This window comes from Pseudomonas sp. P97.38, assembly GCF_001269745.1.
GTDB classification, from domain to species: domain Bacteria; phylum Pseudomonadota; class Gammaproteobacteria; order Pseudomonadales; family Pseudomonadaceae; genus Aquipseudomonas; species Aquipseudomonas chlororaphis_E.
In genome coordinates this window covers 185,158-201,124 of sequence record NZ_LHVJ01000015.1, presented here as the reverse complement: position 1 = coordinate 201,124, position 15,967 = coordinate 185,158, and the positions used below count along the sequence as shown (strand labels likewise).

Sequence of the window (15,967 nt, the reverse complement as noted above, 5' to 3'; positions counted from 1 at the left end):
CTTGCCTCTTAATTCTTTAGTCGTTGGGTAATATGAGGTTTGGTACCTAACGATATGCAATCAGCTGGTAACGACCTCGCCAGTACAGAACCAGCTCCAACCACAGCGTTTTCGCCTACGATCAACGACTGAATGATGGTAGCACCGGCGCCAACGAACGCTCCTTCGCAAATGGTTGCCCCCCCGCACACGATTGCACCGGGTGCAATATGGACATTAGCGTGGACGTTACAGTCATGATCAATGCTCGCCCGAGTATTTATGATTGTATTTTCACCGATGTCACAGTCAGCTTGTACGACAGCACCTGCCATCACTTGGACACCTTGACCCAAGTTTGCAGTGGCATCCACCGAAGCACAGGGATGAATCAGTACAGGAAAATCAAATCCCTTGGCTCGGTAACGCGTGAAGATCCTCTCTCGGACTCTATTGTGGATAACTTGGCCAATCCCGTTAATAAGACCGACTTCGGTAGGATCTAACTGCTCAAGAGAACTATCGTCACCCAGCACTTCCACGCCACGCCACTCCTTCGTCTCTCTTGATTTAAACTCGGGAGCGCATACGCCGATGACATCAAAACCCGCTGATAGCGCTAACGACAGGAGAACCTTGGCATGTCCTCCTGCACCAATCAACACAACTGCCTTGATAGTCTTAGCGGGCTTCACTTTTCGAAAGCCTCGCCCATCGCGTAATCGCGCACACTGACTTTCCCGATCAACCCCCATAGCTCAGTAGCCGGCAAACCGCCACCACTGCGAGCCGTAGTAAGGTCCTCACGGGACATCACAGTCCCTTTTGCTATTGGACGACTTGCCACCACCTGTTGTCGCGCGGCCTTGCGCGTATCCCACTCGCTTGCTTGCGGAGCCTTGCATGCATTGCCAATAGCCTGTTCCAAAGCACGAATATCATTGATCATACTTTTGAGTTCATCAGGCTCAAGGGAAGCCTTGTGATCAGGACCCGGTAGAGTCCGGTCAAGGGTAAAATGCTTTTCAATGACCTTGGCCCCCCTTGCAACCGCGGCAATGGAGACCAGCGCACCTTCCGTATGATCCGAATATCCAACTTCAAGGCCAAAAGCATTTGCGAGTGTATCCATCGCTCTTAAATTGACCTCGGCCCAAGGAGTGGGGTATTGCGATGTGCAATGAAGCAAGGTCACGTGTCCAAGCAATTTATGCCTGTTTTCCGCAACGCTCCAGGAACGCCAAACCTCATCCATGTTCTGTGGCTCACGGTCATAGGCCAGGGCATGAGTAACAATGGCCAAGCCCTGCTCAACCTCACTGAGCGTTGCCATTCCTGTGGACAGGATCAACGGTTTGTGTGTGTGTGCAAATTGCCAAAGCAACGGGCCGTTAGTCAATTCTCCAGACGGCACCTTGAAAAAAGGCATGCCTAGATGGCTTAGAAAATCCAAGCTCTCTGTATCAAAAGCGGTTGAAAGAAACTCGATTCCGAGACTTCGAGCATGTTGCTGTATATCCTGATGCCATTCCTTAGGCAGCTCGAGCTTCTTCAACATCGCTAGCTGAGATTCATTGTTGGCGGTGTTCGAGACCTGATAAGCAGCCTTTGGCGCGTGCTTGGACGCCAGCTTGACGGCATCGAACGTCTGGAACTTCACCGCATCCGCGCCTGATACGGCGGCTGCCTCAACAAGTGCCAAAGCTAAGTCCCGTTGTCCGTTATGGTTAACACCTGCTTCTGCAATTACGTAGACACCTTGCGAGCCACTTTTCATAGTAAATCCAAGTCATAGAATTTTTTTGAAGTACTGCCGTCAAATTTTATCAACTGCTGCACGATTTTCTGACTGGCCTCACCTTGCCCATAGGGATTTTCTGCGTGTTTACACTTACCCGAAAACTCCTCCGACAACGCAAGAGTGATAGCTTGGCGAATTGCGTCGGTAACAGGGTCACAATGGATGACGGTTTCAGCAGCCAACCGCCCTCTCTGCCGCGAGCCAATATTGACAGTAGGTAAGCCAAATGAAGGCACCTCGATAATTCCGCTTGACGAGTTACCGACCACGACGCTCGCATATCGCAACGTGCTCAAATAGCGCTTAAAACCAAGTGAGGGAATCGCAAGCACCCTGCCAACATTAGCAGCAGCATATTTTTCAATAAGCGATATTATGCGACGACCGCCGTTGTCAGCGTTGGGGTAAGTAATGATCACCTGTCGATCTGGAAATGAATCCAATGCATCCAACAAGGCGCAAAAACTCTGCTCAGGGTCTTCCTCGGCCAAGGTAACCGGATGATAGGTCACCAGCATAAAGGGGCTTACGATCTTGAAATAGAGGCTTTGGGACAGCGCCTCGAGGGATAAAAACTCCCCGCGTTTCACATGATCCAGACCGATTGCACCAACATTAAATACTCGTACTGGGTCTTCACCCATCTGAATCACACGCTGCCTATAGGGTTCAGCCGCTACAAAATGCAGTATGGACATCTTGCTTATTGCATGCCGAATGGCATCGTCATAGGCTCCTTCGGTTATTTCTCCTCCATGGATATGAGCCACCGGAATTTTCATGATCAGTGCGGCTTGCACTACGGCCAGCGCCTCGAACCGATCTCCGAGTACCACTAGTACATCAGGCGCTATTCGCTCCAAGGCCTCGGCAAAACCTAATAATCCCAACCCCATTGACTTGACAACGCCAACCGCTGTATCAGAAGACAACAGCATTTCGACCTTCGCATCGATCTCAAATCCATCAAGAACGATCTGCTTCCAAGTCTCGCCAAACTCAGGGGACAGATGCATGCCACTTACGATGAGCCGTAGATCCAAGGCGGGATTATCTTTTATATCCCTGATCAGCCAGTACAAAAGACCATATTCAGCCCTTGTACCAGTAAAAATCGCTACCTTACTGACCACGCTGAAACTCCGGCAATACGCTACTTGGCAAGTTCACGACACGCGACTCCAACCACAGCGAATTAGTCAGATCCCCCTTCATGCACTGACTGTATAGCGGCAGATGGCACATCAACTTCCAAATAGGACGAGTCATTACACCTTTATCGTTAGTCGCTTTAAGAAGCGCATCACGGCGTTCGACCGATTCACAAATAACCGTATTCAACCAATAGTTTGAACGGCATTCGGGTGGTTCTTCAAAAAAAGTCAATTCACTATCAGCCAACAACGAGGCGTAGCGGGATGCCAATTCACGCTTGGCTGAAACGAATGCGTCGATTTGCTCCAACTGAGCACAGCCTAGTGCTGCATTCAGATTAGGTAATCTATAATTGAAACCTAATTCGTCGTGGACGTACTCATAGGCATGAGGTTGCTTCGCCGTCGTCGTCAAGTGTTTAGCTTTAACGCCAAGTGTCTCATTTGACAGAATAGCGCCCCCGCCGCCTGTGGTAATAATTTTATTACCATTGAAGCTAAGGACCCCTAATGCACCAAAAGTACCAGTGTGCTGTCCTTTATAAAGGCTTCCGAGCGATTCCGCCGCATCTTCAACCAACGTTATGTTCCATTGTTGGCAAACTCTAACCAGTTCATCTATATCCACTGGATGCCCAAATGTATGCATGGGCAAACAGGCGCGGATAACTTGTTGAGTGGTTCTGGTGCGACAAAGTCCCTGATCATCTAGATAAGCATTTTCTTGGAGCCAGGCATTCATTGCCGATGGAGAAAAGCCGAGGGTATGCAGGTCAACGTCAATGAATACAGGCATGGCACCGCAGTAAGCGATGGCATTGCACGTCGCGACGAAAGTCAACGCTTGGGTCAGGACGAGATCACCTTGCCTTACCTCAGCCAGAATAAGCGCCGTGTGAAGTGCTGCCGTACCATTTACCGTGGCCGTCGCCCGTGGGCTTCCTGTATAGGAAGCCATGTCTTTTTCGAATCGATCAACAAAGGCACCCACGCTCGATACAAATGTAGATTCAATTGTTTCCACTACGTAATCGCGCTCATGACCATTGAAGACAGGTGCATGCAGCGGAATGAAATCCTTGGTAGCGTACTCGTCACGCACGAACTTAATCAATGAATCGAACATGGAACCTCCTCTCACACGTTATAAATATCAGCTTTATACTTAGCCAAATTTTCGGGAATGAGAAGCCAGTCGATTGTCTGCTGCAAGCCTTCGGAAATAGAATAATTCGGCACGAAACCGGTCAACTTATTAATTTTGGTATTATCACACCACAATCTGAAAACTTCCGATTTTTCTGGGCGCATACGTTGGTCTTCAGTCAAAAACTCCACATCACTATTCATCAGTTTCTTGATAAGTTCGAGCGTATCGCGCACAGAGATTTCGTAGTTTGAACCGATATTGACTGTTTGACCAATGGCCTCTTGGCAACGGGCCAGTTGCAAGAATCCCCGGCAGGTATCAGCCACATAGTTAAAGTCACGTGTCGGGGAAACATCACCCAGCTTGATCTGCTTTTGACCACTTGCGATTTGAGTGATGATGGTAGGAATAACTGCCCTGGCCGACTGCCTAGGCCCGTAGGTATTGAACGGCCTGGCGATAGTCAACGGTAAATCGAAAGCATTGAAGAAGCTCATGGCCATCGCGTCGGCACCAATTTTCGAAGCACTGTAGGGTGACTGAGCTTGCAGAGGATGCTTTTCATCAATAGGCACATACTGAGCGGTGCCGTAAACCTCACTGGTCGAAGTATGAATCACCCTCTTGACTTTATTTTCGAGTGCCGCCTGGCAAATATTCAATGTACCTTTTACATTGGTATCCACATAACTATCAGGTGCAACATACGAATATGGAATCGCAATCAATGCCGCAAGATGAAAAACAATATCAATATCTTTAGTGATATGCTTGCAGAAATGCGGATCCCTCACATCACCACTAACAACTTCCACCTTATCGAGGCAGTTGATATTCTCCAACCAACCCCAATAGTTAAACGAATTATATTGGGACAGCGCCTTTACCTGGTAACCTTCCTGCACCAGCAACTCAACCAAATGGGAACCAATAAATCCGTCGGCGCCCGTTACTAAAACTCTATTCAATTTCCACCTCAGCATGGTTGAGTATTTAAATCAGTATAAGCAGCTTTATTTTTCAGCTTTTAGCTTGTCAATTCTTTAGTCCAAGCAACCCAATGGGTATGCCACTGGCTCGAAATCTAATTTTTTCTCGGACGGAATATCGACATTATAGTCTGCATCGCCCAAAACAAAAAAATTGACAAGTACAACTGTCTCGGGGACAGATTAAGAGCGCAGGCCTTTTGCCGACGAGGAGCCGCCCAAATTTTCTCAATACTCATGATGCAACTCCCTCCGCCTCGTAGCCTATCCGTCGCTTTGAAAAATTTGTTACCTAACGCCCGCCTAGATGATTTTCCCGGCTGCCGGCGACAGTCATCTGGCCTAAATTGGCGCTCCGCTGGTCCGTCGAGCCGATTACAGCCAGCTCCACGGTGCATTGAAACGAGCCTTCCTGGCATATGATGAGCTCCTCACACGACATTGATTCCCTGGAGTTGCCCATTCAAAAGCATCGCATCAGGCCCCATCACAACCTTCTGCCGCAATTAGGCCTACCCTCGTCGTCCCGCTCATATCCTTCGTTCATCGGAGCACGGTTCGCTGGCAACCGCAATGATAGCGAGGCCAGGCCATTGGGGAAATGGTTTTTACCTATGCGCGGGAAGGTCATATCACCAAAGGACGTAATTGAGGCAGCACCCAGCACAAATCTAATCGATTGGCAACACCTGAACTCGGTTCGCCAACATCCACAGCTTTAAGCCGTTTTTGATGTATACGAGAGTCGAGCAACAACTTCACCGAAATTAAAAAAGCACGCGCACTCAACTGGTACAGACTCTCCCATCAGCAAGATAGTCAATCTGTAAATTACAAGCACTTATAAATGACTATTGACTTCGATAAAAAAAATCGAGATAAAGCTATAGAGCCGCCCAAGATCAGACCTCGATAGCGCCAGAAGCCAAGATCAGCGCCAAACTTAGCCTGAGCAGACTTTCAGGCATCCTCTATGCTGCCGCCCTGTCGGTAAATAAAAATGCTTCAGGATCAACGAACGGCAATTGAATATAGACACATCATTGGAGGGCCTGAACCCAACACTTCGACTCCAGACATCAGAGCTGTGCTGGCTCACTGATCACCCATCTTATTAGCAGTGTTAACGATCATATCAACGGTCGCTGCAGAGTTGACTATTGAGCAATCAAGCCAATCGTCTTGGCAATTTTCAACGCCTCACGAAGCCGCTGAATAATTTCATTGCGGAGTGCCCGCGCGGTTTTATGCAAACTGGCGATTCGCTGCTCCAGATTACAAGCTCTCACGGAGGCCTTTGAAGTGACACTCTTAAACAATTTCATTGCAGCCGTTTCACTGACGCGCAAGCCCCTGCTCACACGTCAGCACGGTCGTCACCTTGCACAGCAATCGAAACTCCAACGCATCCTTACCCCCCCCTTTTATTGTCAGTTAACGGGAGGTGCGCTCATACGAACGATCGAGCGGCAATTTTTGCGCAAGGACCGCACAATGAAGGAAGATAAATCCGATTAAAAAACGAAGCATGCGAGACCCAGACATCCATTACTTCAGCCGTCGACGCATCCCAATGAACCATGCAAGCAACGGTCCCAGCATCATACCGGCGAGCAACGCCAGCAACACGTAAACTGAAACAGGTAGTTGCGGGGCGGACCAGCCCAAAAATAGCAGCGTAGCAGGCTGCGTATTTTCCAGTACGAACAGGATGATCGCTGAGGCCATGAGCAGCGCAGCTACGACAAGGGCCAATCGCTTAAAGTTCCGCATTCAACCCCCTTCGCCCAACATCAAAGCTCATCGCCTTCCTCCTCGTTGACACGATCCCTGAGCTCCTTGCCCGGCTTGAAATGAGGGACGAATTTACCGTCGAGGCTGACGGACTGACCGGTCTTGGGGTTGCGACCCACCCGAGGAGCGCGGTAATGCAGGGAAAAGCTGCCGAAGCCACGGATCTCGATACGATCTCCAGTCGCCAGGCATTGGGACATTTGTTCAAGCATTGTCTTGATGGCCAGCTCTACATCCTTGGATGAGAGTAGCCCTTGATGGGTGACAATTCGTTCGATCAACTCCGACTTCGTCATATTTTTCCCTTCTTTTTCAAGCAGCTAGATCAGCGCTTCAAAGGTTTTAGCATGCCCTGAGGTTTTTGAACAGCCCAAGTATTGACATATCGCCTACAAGCTCAGCCTGCCCCTTTCTTGGGCAGATGGGCGTCATTTCAGGCGCTAACGACACATGACTAGCATCGTGCGAGTCAGGTAGCCTGCCGGATTGAAGCCGAAGGGATATTGGTCGTCGTCCCTGGCGTCATCGGATCGGGTAATCACCTTGTAGCCCGCCCCCTTGCATTCCTTCGTCGCCCGTTTCTGGCACTTTTCCCAGCCCGAACCCAACCCCGAGCAGTCAACCTCGATACCACTGACACCACGCACGGCATGCGTCTTTGCACTGGTAGAGCAACCTGCCAGGGCCGCAACCAACAGCACGAGAAAGAGTCTGTTCATTCAAATCCCTATCACCCCAGCACCTCAAGGCAACCCTTAGTCGTTATATAGATGATTGATCTGCATAACAAAAGAGACAGTTTTATTAAGGGATAGGTTTCATGGCCAACGTGAAACCCCTCCTTAAGAAACCAAGGCAAATCGCGGCCACAAAAAAGGGCGACCGAAGTCGCCCTTTTTCTATGGTCTAACAGAACTCAGTTCTGTTTTTCCATTTGTGCACGCAGCAGGTCGCCCAGAGTGGTAGGACCAGCAGCGACGCTGTCCGAAGCTGGCTTGTCGCGCAGGCTTTGGATAGCTTCTTTCTCGTCTTCAACGTCTTTCGACTTGATCGAGAGCTGGATTACGCGGCTCTTGCGGTCAACGCTGATGATCTTGGCTTCTACTTCTTCGCCTTCCTTCAGGACGTTGCGCGCGTCTTCAACGCGGTCACGGCTAATTTCGGAGGCTTTCAGAGTCGCTTCGATATCGTCGGCCAGAGTGATGATGGCGCCTTTGGCGTCAACTTCTTTCACGATGCCCTTAACGATTGCGCCCTTGTCGTTCTCTTGAACGTACTCGGAGAACGGATCGCTTTCCAGTTGCTTGATACCCAGGGAGATGCGCTCGCGCTCTGGGTCAACCGACAGGATAACGGTGTCCAGCTCGTCGCCCTTCTTGAAACGGCGTACGGCTTCTTCGCCCACTTCGTTCCAGGAAATGTCGGACAGGTGAACCAGGCCGTCGATGCCGCCGTCCAGACCAATGAAGATACCGAAATCGGTGATCGACTTGATGGTGCCGGAGATTTTATCGCCCTTGTTGAACTGGCCAGAGAAGTCTTCCCATGGGTTGGACTTGCACTGCTTGATGCCGAGGGAGATACGACGACGCTCTTCGTCGATGTCCAGAACCATGACTTCCACTTCGTCGCCGACTTGTACGACTTTCGAAGGGTGGATGTTCTTGTTGGTCCAGTCCATTTCGGAAACGTGTACCAGGCCTTCAACGCCTTCTTCCAGCTCAGCGAAGCAGCCGTAGTCGGTGAGGTTGGTAACACGAGCGGTGACGCGGGTGCCTTCTGGGTAACGGGCTTTGATAGCAACCCATGGGTCTTCACCCAGTTGCTTCAGGCCCAGGGAAACACGATTGCGCTCGCGATCGTACTTCAGAACCTTGACATCGATCTCGTCGCCAACGTTGACGATTTCCGAAGGATGCTTGATACGCTTCCAAGCCATGTCGGTGATGTGCAGCAGGCCATCGACGCCGCCCAGATCAACGAATGCGCCGTAGTCGGTGAGGTTCTTGACGATACCCTTGACCTGCTGGCCTTCCTGCAGCGATTCCAGCAGAGCTTCACGCTCGGCGGAGTTTTCGGCTTCCAGGACGCTGCGACGGGAAACGACAACGTTGTTGCGCTTCTGGTCCAGCTTGATGACCTTGAATTCCAGCTCTTTGCCTTCCAGGTGCGTGGTGTCGCGCACTGGACGGACGTCAACCAGGGAACCTGGCAGGAACGCACGGATGCCGTTAACGTCGACAGTGAAGCCGCCTTTAACCTTACCGTTGATAACGCCCTTGACCACTTCCTCAGCTGCGAAAGCCGCTTCCAGAACGATCCAGCATTCAGCACGCTTGGCTTTTTCACGGGACAGCTTGGTTTCACCAAAGCCGTCTTCAACCGAGTCCAGCGCAACGTGAACTTCGTCACCGACGTTGATGTTCAGTTCGCCAGCGTCGTTGTAGAACTGCTCAAGCGGGATGAGTGCTTCAGACTTCAGACCAGCGTGAACGGTTACCCAGCGAGCCTGGTAATCGATATCGACGATAACACCGGTGATGATGGAGCCAGCCTGAAGGTTCAGGGTTTTTAGGCTTTCTTCAAAGAGTTCCGCAAAGCTTTCGCTCATTTTAATTCCTGATGATTGGGGCGAAGGATACGCCCGGCTCCACACCCCAGACGGTGTGGGTTAGTTTCATATAGAAGAAGCACCGCAGGACTATGACTGGTCCCCTGCAGAGCTTCCTGGTCACCCGGCGAGATCGCGCAGTGCGATTTCGCTCATGATGCGTTGCAACACCTGATCGATGGACAACTCCGTGGAATCCAGCTGTATCGCATCGGCCGCCGGCTTGAGCGGGGCCACTGCGCGCTGGGTGTCACGCTCGTCGCGTGCACGGATCTCATCTAGCAGACTCGACAGACTAACATCCTCGCCTTTGCCCTTCAACTGCAAATATCGACGACGAGCCCGCTCCTCCGCGCTGGCGGTGAGGAAAATCTTCAAGGGCGCTTCAGGAAATACTACCGTGCCCATGTCACGACCATCGGCCACCAACCCCGGCAGCTCCTGGAAAGCACGCTGGCGTTGCAGCAACGCTTCGCGCACCGCCGGCAGCGCAGCCACCTGGGAAGCCCCGGCCCCCACGCTTTCGGTGCGAATGACATCGCTGACTTCATCGCCTTCCAGGATGATGCGCTGCAACTGGCCATCGGTGGCTGCGATGAACTGGACATCCAGGTGCGCAGCCAACGTCTTGAGCAACTCCTCGTTGGTCAGGTCGACGCCATGGTTCGCCGCGGCGAATGCCAGCAGACGATACAAGGCACCCGAATCCAGCAGGTTCCAGCCCAGTTGCCTGGCCAGGATCCCGGCCACGGTGCCCTTGCCCGAACCGCTCGGGCCATCGATGGTGATGACCGGTGCCTTGATGATCACGACTGCGCCTCTTGTGCTACTCGAATGCCGACCTGTGCGCACAGCGCCAGGAAATTCGGGAACGACGTGGCGACGTTGGCGCAGTCATGAATGCGAATCGGCGCGCTGGCGCGCAACGATGCGACACTGAAAGCCATGGCAATGCGGTGATCGCCGTGACCATGGACTTCGCCGCCGCCGATCTGGCCGCCGTCGATGATGATGCCGTCCGGTGTCGGCTGGCATTTCACGCCCAAGGCCAGCAGGCCGTCGGCCATCACCTGGATACGATCTGATTCCTTGACCCGCAGCTCTTCAGCACCGGTCAGCACTGTGCGGCCTTCAGCACAGGCAGCGGCCACGAACAGCACCGGGAACTCGTCGATGGCCAGCGGAACCAGGGCCTCCGGAATCTCGATACCTTTGAGTTTAGCCGCTCTTACGCGAAGGTCCGCCACCGGCTCACCGCCCACTTCACGCTGGTTCTCCAGCGTGATGTCGGCGCCCATCAGGCGCAGGATGTCGATCACGCCGGTGCGGGTCGGATTGATGCCCACATGTTCGAGCACCAGCTCAGAACCCTCGGCGATGGACGCCGCCACCAGGAAGAACGCCGACGACGAGATATCGCCGGGGACTTCGATATGGGTCGCGGTCAGCTTGCTGCCGGACTCGACCGACGCCGTGGCGCCGTTGACGGTAACCGGGTAGCCGAAGCCACGCAGCATGCGCTCGGTGTGATCACGAGTAGGCGCAGGCTCGGTCACGGTGGTCTTGCCTTCGGCGTAGAGACCAGCCAACAGCAGGCAGGACTTCACCTGCGCACTGGCCATCGGCATGGTGTAGGTCAGCCCCTTGAGCTTGTTGCCGCCACGAATGGTCATCGGTGGACGACCTTCGGCAGCCGTCTCGATGACCGCACCCATTTCCCGCAACGGGTTGGCCACGCGGTTCATCGGGCGCTTGGACAGCGAGGCATCACCGGTCAGCGTGCTGTCGAAATCCTGCGCGGCCAGCAGGCCGGACAGCAGGCGCATCGACGTCCCGGAGTTACCCAGGTAGATCGGCCCAGGAGCTGGCTTCAAGCCATGCAGCCCGACACCGTGGATGGTCACGCGACCGTGGTGCGGACCTTCGATGACCACGCCCATGTCGCGAAACGCCTGCAGCGTCGCCAGGGCGTCTTCGCCTTCGAGGAAGCCTTCCACCTCGGTCACGCCTTCGGCCAGGGAGCCGAGCATGATCGAGCGGTGGGAAATCGATTTATCGCCCGGTACACGAATACGCCCACTCAGGGAGCCACCAGGTTGTGCCAGGAAAATCAGATCGTTGGAGTTCATAGCGTCCACATAGGCCCGACGGGCCAGGATTTTACTGAAATGCTCGCGGGCCACCCTGGCGCGTGTGAAAACGCCCAGCAATTGGTGCCCGTCCCCTGCATCGACCGCGTCGCGCAAGGCGTCGAGATCGCTGCGAAATGTATCGAGTGTGCGCAGGACAGCTTCGCGGTTGGCGAGGAAGATGTCGTGCCACATGACCGGGTCGCTACCGGCGATTCTCGTGAAATCGCGGAAACCGCCGGCAGCGTAACGGAAGATCTCAAGATTTTCATTGCGTTTGGCCAATGAATCCACCAACCCGAACGCCAGCAGGTGCGGCAAATGGCTGGTGGCGGCCAAGACTTCATCGTGGCGCTCGACCTGCATATGCTCGACGTCGGCGCCCAGCTCGCGCCACAGGCGGTCCACCACCGCCAGCGCAGCCGGATCGGTCTCTTCCAGCGGCGTCAGGATCACCTTGTGCCGGCGAAACAGCTCGGCGTTGGAGGCTTCCACCCCACTCTGCTCGGAACCGGCAATCGGGTGCCCCGGCACAAAGCGCCCCGGCATCCCGCCGAACGCCAGGGTGGCCGCCCGCACGACATTGCCCTTGGCACTGCCGACATCCGTGAGGATGGTGCGCCCCAGGTCCATGGTCGCCAGGCGCGCCAGCAGTTTTTCCATGGCCAGGATCGGCACCGCCAACTGAATCACGTCCGCGCCCTGGCAGGCGACCGCCAGGTCGTCTTCACAGCGATCCACCACGCCCAACTCGACCGCCAGCTTGCGTGACTGCGGGTCCAGGTCAACGCCGACCACCTCCCGGCACAGGCCACTTTCGCGCAATCCCTTGGCAAACGAACCACCAATCAACCCCAGGCCAACCACCACCAGGCGCCCGATCATAGGAACAGCAGGTTGCAATGAAGTGACATCAACCACGAGCCAGGACCTTGCTCAACGCCTCCAGGAAACGACTGTTCTCCGCCGGCAGGCCAATGGTGATGCGCAAGTGGTTCGGCATGCCGTAGTTGGCCACCGGACGCACGATCACGCCCTCACGCAACAACCCCTGGAACACCGGGGCGGCGACACGCCCGAGGTCGACGCAGATGAAATTACCTTTCGAGGGGATCCAGTCCAGGCCCAATTCGCGGAAACCGGCTTCCAACTGCTGCATGCCGGCCTCATTGAGACGACGGCTTTGCGCCAGGTATTCCTCGTCCTGCAACGCGGCACAGGCCGCGGCCAGCGCGAAGCTGTTGACGTTGAACGGCTGGCGCACGCGGTTCAGCACATCGGCCACCACGGCCGTGGACAAACCGTAGCCGACCCGCAGCGACGCCAGGCCATAGGCCTTGGAGAACGTGCGCGAAACCAGCAGGTTCGGGTAGGCCGCCAGGAAATCCAGGCCATCAGGCAGGTCGCTGCCTTCGGCGTACTCGATATAGGCCTCGTCCAGCACCACCAGCACGTGCTCCGGCACGTCCTGCAGGAAGTCGTCCAGGGCCTGGGCGTCGAACCAGGTGCCGGTCGGGTTGTTCGGGTTGGCGATGAAGACTACTCGGGTGTTGGCGTCAATGGCCGCCAGCATCGCCGGCAGATCGTGCCCCCACGCCTTGGCCGGCACCACATGGGCGTCGGCACCGACCGCCTGAGTCGCGATCGGGTAAACCGCGAACGCGTGCTCGCTGAACACCGCATTGAGGCCCGGCGCCAGGTAGGCGCGGGCCACCAGCTCGAGGATGTCGTTGGAGCCGTTGCCCAGGGTCACCTGGTTCAGCTCTACGCCACAGCGCTCGGCCAGCAGGCTTTTCAAGGCAAAGCCGTTGCCATCGGGATAACGGGTCAGCTCGGCCAGTTCGTCACGGATCGCCGCCAACGCCTTGGGACTTGCGCCCAGCGGGTTTTCGTTGCTCGCCAGCTTGACGATGCTGGCCGGGTCCAGGTCCAGCTCGCGAGCCAACTCGTCCACAGGCTTGCCCGGAACGTAAGGCGAGAGTTGTTGCACGCCTGGCTGCGCCAGTGCGAGGAAGTTGCCACTCATTTGCATCCGCCCTTAAAGAACTGCCTTGGGGTAGGAACCCAGCACCTTGAGTGCCACTGCTTCCTGACTGATTTTCTCAAGCACACCTTTGACCAGCGGATCGCGGTGGTGGCCGACGAAATCGATGAAGAACACGTAGGTCCATTTACCGCTGCGCGACGGACGCGTCTCGATACGGGTCAGGTCGATGCCATTGTCATGGAATGGCACCAACAGCTCATGGAGCGCGCCGGGCTTGTTGCTCATGGAAACGATGATCGATGTCTTGTCGTCGCCGGTCGGCGGCACTTCCTGGTTGCCGATCATCAGGAACCGCGTGGAGTTATCCGGGCGATCCTCGATTTTCTCGGCTAGGCGAGTCAATCCGTAGAGGCCGGCCGCCATATCGCCGGCAATCGCCGCCGAATTCCATTCGCCCTTGACCCGCTTGGCCGCTTCGGCGTTGCTGGAGACCGCCACGCGCTCGACGTTCGGGTAATGAGCATCCAGCCACTTGCGGCACTGGGCCAGCGACTGGGCGTGGGAATAGATCCGGCTGATGCTGTCGGTCTTGGTGTTTTCACCGACCAGCAGGTGATGGTGGATGCGCAGCTCGACTTCGCCGCAGATCACCATGTCGTGCTCCAGGAAGCTGTCCAGCGTGTGGTTGACCGCGCCTTCGGTGGAGTTTTCCACCGGCACCACGCCAAAATTCACCGCGCCGGCCGCCACTTCGCGGAAGACTTCGTCAATGGCCGCCATGGGCTTGCTGATCACCGCGTGGCCGAAGTGTTTCAGGGCCGCGGCCTGGGTGAAGGTGCCTTCGGGGCCCAGGTAGGCGACTTTCAGCGGCTGCTCAAGCGCCAGGCACGAGGACATCACCTCGCGGAACAGCCGCGCCATCTCTTCATTGCTCAACGGGCCCTTGTTGCGCTCCATGACCCGCTTGAGCACCTGCGCTTCACGCTCAGGACGATAAAACACCGGCACTTCGCCTTCCGCCAGCGACGCCATTTTCACCCGGGCGACTTCCTGGGCGCAGCGCGCGCGCTCGCTGATCAGCTCCAGGACCTTTTCGTCCAGGGCGTCGATGCGCAGGCGCAGCGCCTTGAGTTCCTGTTCAGACATCAGCCATGTTCCTTCTCGAACTCTGCCATGTAGGCCACCAACGCATTGACGGCGTTGATGTCCACGGCGTTGTAGATGGAAGCGCGCATGCCACCCACCGAGCGATGGCCCTTGAGGTTCAACAGGCCACGCTCGTCGGCACCCGCCAGGAACGGCTTGTCGAGACGGTCGTCGGCCAGGCGGAACGGCACGTTCATCCAGGAACGATCGGTCTTGTTGATCGGGTTGCTGTACAGGCCGCTGGCATCGATGAACTCATACAGCGTGCGCTGCTTCACTTCGTTGAGCTTGCCGATGGCTTCGACACCGCCCTGCTCCTTGAGCCATTCGAACACCAGGCCGGACAGGTACCAGGCCAGGGTCGGCGGCGTGTTGTACATCGAGCCGTTGTCCGCCGCGACCTTGTAGTTGAGCATGGTCGGGCACAGGGAACGGGCGCGGCCCAGCAGGTCTTCGCGAATGATGCTGACCAGGATGCCGCTCGGGCCGATGTTCTTCTGGGCACCGGCGTAGATCATGCCGAAACGGGACACGTCCACCGGGCGCGAGAGGATGTCCGAGGACATGTCGGCGACCAGCGGCACGTCGCCGGTTTCCGGGATCCAGTTGAATTCCAGGCCGCCGATGGTTTCGTTCGGCGCGTAATGCACGTAGGCCGCGTCCTTGGACAGGTTCCATTCGTTCTGGCCGGGAATGGCGAAATAATCATAGGGCTTGGCGGTGGCTGCAACATTGACGTGGCCGTAGCGCGAAGCTTCTTCGATGGCCTTCTGCGACCAGATACCGGTGTCGATATAGTCGGCCTTGCCGTTTTCCGGCAGCAGGTTCAGCGGAATCTGGGCGAACTGCTGGCTGGCGCCGCCTTGCAGGAACAACACTTTATAGTTGGACGGGATGTTCAGCAGATCACGCAGGTCCTGCTCGGCCTTGGTGGCAATGGACACGAACTCATCGCTGCGATGGCTCATTTCCATGACGGACAGGCCCTTGCCATGCCAGTCGAGAAGTTCACCCTGGGCGCGCTTCAGGACCGCTTCAGGAAGCGCCGCCGGGCCGGCACAGAAGTTATAGGCTCTCTTGCTCACATCCAATCTCGCTCTGATCTGGTGGTCACATAAATCTTGTGTTCTGCCCCCCTGTGGGAGCGGGCTTGCTCGCGAATGCGGTATGTCAGCCATTTAAATGTCGACTGAGACACCGCATTCGCGAGCAAGCCCGCTCCCACAA

The 15,967-nt window shown here is 55.4% G+C and carries 14 protein-coding genes; all 14 read right to left on the bottom strand.

Annotation, left to right across the window (positions count from 1 at the left end; genetic code table 11):
- Window positions 1-8 precede the first annotated feature (8 nt).
- Window positions 9-674 (bottom strand): acetyltransferase, encoded by a 666-nt coding sequence (locus AD664_RS26975; protein WP_256207095.1) that lies wholly within the window; start codon window positions 672-674, stop codon window positions 9-11.
- Window positions 671-1,756 (bottom strand): N-acetylneuraminate synthase, encoded by a 1,086-nt coding sequence (gene neuB / locus AD664_RS11120; protein WP_053146550.1) that lies wholly within the window; start codon window positions 1,754-1,756, stop codon window positions 671-673. The genes AD664_RS26975 and neuB overlap by 4 nt, the downstream gene beginning before the upstream one ends.
- Window positions 1,753-2,913: a UDP-N-acetylglucosamine 2-epimerase gene (gene neuC / locus AD664_RS11115; protein WP_053146549.1), complete on the bottom strand. Its 1,161-nt coding sequence runs from the start codon at window positions 2,911-2,913 to the stop codon at window positions 1,753-1,755. The genes neuB and neuC overlap by 4 nt, the downstream gene beginning before the upstream one ends.
- Window positions 2,903-4,060, bottom strand: a complete 1,158-nt coding sequence (locus AD664_RS11110) for a LegC family aminotransferase (protein WP_053146545.1) — start codon at window positions 4,058-4,060, stop codon at window positions 2,903-2,905. Before AD664_RS11110 ends, neuC begins: the two co-directional genes overlap by 11 nt.
- A gap of 11 nt (window positions 4,061-4,071) precedes the next feature.
- The gene (locus tag AD664_RS11105; RefSeq protein WP_053147052.1) at window positions 4,072-5,052 is read right to left on the bottom strand and encodes an NAD-dependent 4,6-dehydratase LegB; all 981 of its coding nucleotides are present in this window, start codon (window positions 5,050-5,052) and stop codon (window positions 4,072-4,074) included.
- Between the two features lie 1,569 nt (window positions 5,053-6,621).
- Window positions 6,622-6,846, bottom strand: a complete 225-nt coding sequence (locus AD664_RS11100; RefSeq protein ID WP_053146544.1) for a lipopolysaccharide assembly protein LapA domain-containing protein — start codon at window positions 6,844-6,846, stop codon at window positions 6,622-6,624.
- A gap of 20 nt (window positions 6,847-6,866) precedes the next feature.
- The gene (gene ihfB / locus AD664_RS11095) at window positions 6,867-7,163 is read right to left on the bottom strand and encodes an integration host factor subunit beta (protein ID WP_003199243.1); all 297 of its coding nucleotides are present in this window, start codon (window positions 7,161-7,163) and stop codon (window positions 6,867-6,869) included.
- Window positions 7,164-7,307: 144 nt separating this feature from the next.
- Complete coding sequence (locus tag AD664_RS11090) at window positions 7,308-7,586, bottom strand: hypothetical protein (protein ID WP_053146543.1); 279 nt, start codon at window positions 7,584-7,586, stop codon at window positions 7,308-7,310.
- A 197-nt stretch (window positions 7,587-7,783) separates the two neighbouring features.
- The gene (gene rpsA / locus AD664_RS11085) at window positions 7,784-9,478 is read right to left on the bottom strand and encodes a 30S ribosomal protein S1 (RefSeq protein ID WP_042728079.1); all 1,695 of its coding nucleotides are present in this window, start codon (window positions 9,476-9,478) and stop codon (window positions 7,784-7,786) included.
- A 120-nt stretch (window positions 9,479-9,598) separates the two neighbouring features.
- A complete protein-coding gene (cmk, locus tag AD664_RS11080) occupies window positions 9,599-10,288 on the bottom strand; it encodes a (d)CMP kinase (RefSeq protein ID WP_053146542.1) in 690 nt (229 codons plus the stop codon).
- Window positions 10,285-12,492 carry a bifunctional prephenate dehydrogenase/3-phosphoshikimate 1-carboxyvinyltransferase gene (locus AD664_RS11075; protein WP_053146540.1) on the bottom strand — a complete coding sequence of 736 codons (2,208 nt, stop codon included), beginning with the start codon at window positions 12,490-12,492 and terminating at the stop codon, window positions 10,285-10,287. The genes cmk and AD664_RS11075 overlap by 4 nt, the downstream gene beginning before the upstream one ends.
- 28 nt (window positions 12,493-12,520) lie before the next feature.
- Window positions 12,521-13,633, bottom strand: a complete 1,113-nt coding sequence (hisC, locus tag AD664_RS11070; protein ID WP_053147051.1) for a histidinol-phosphate transaminase — start codon at window positions 13,631-13,633, stop codon at window positions 12,521-12,523.
- A 12-nt stretch (window positions 13,634-13,645) separates the two neighbouring features.
- Window positions 13,646-14,740 (bottom strand): prephenate dehydratase, encoded by a 1,095-nt coding sequence (gene pheA / locus AD664_RS11065; RefSeq protein WP_053146538.1) that lies wholly within the window; start codon window positions 14,738-14,740, stop codon window positions 13,646-13,648.
- A complete protein-coding gene (gene serC / locus AD664_RS11060; RefSeq protein ID WP_042728090.1) occupies window positions 14,740-15,825 on the bottom strand; it encodes a 3-phosphoserine/phosphohydroxythreonine transaminase in 1,086 nt (361 codons plus the stop codon). The genes pheA and serC overlap by 1 nt, the downstream gene beginning before the upstream one ends.
- Window positions 15,826-15,967 lie beyond the last annotated feature (142 nt).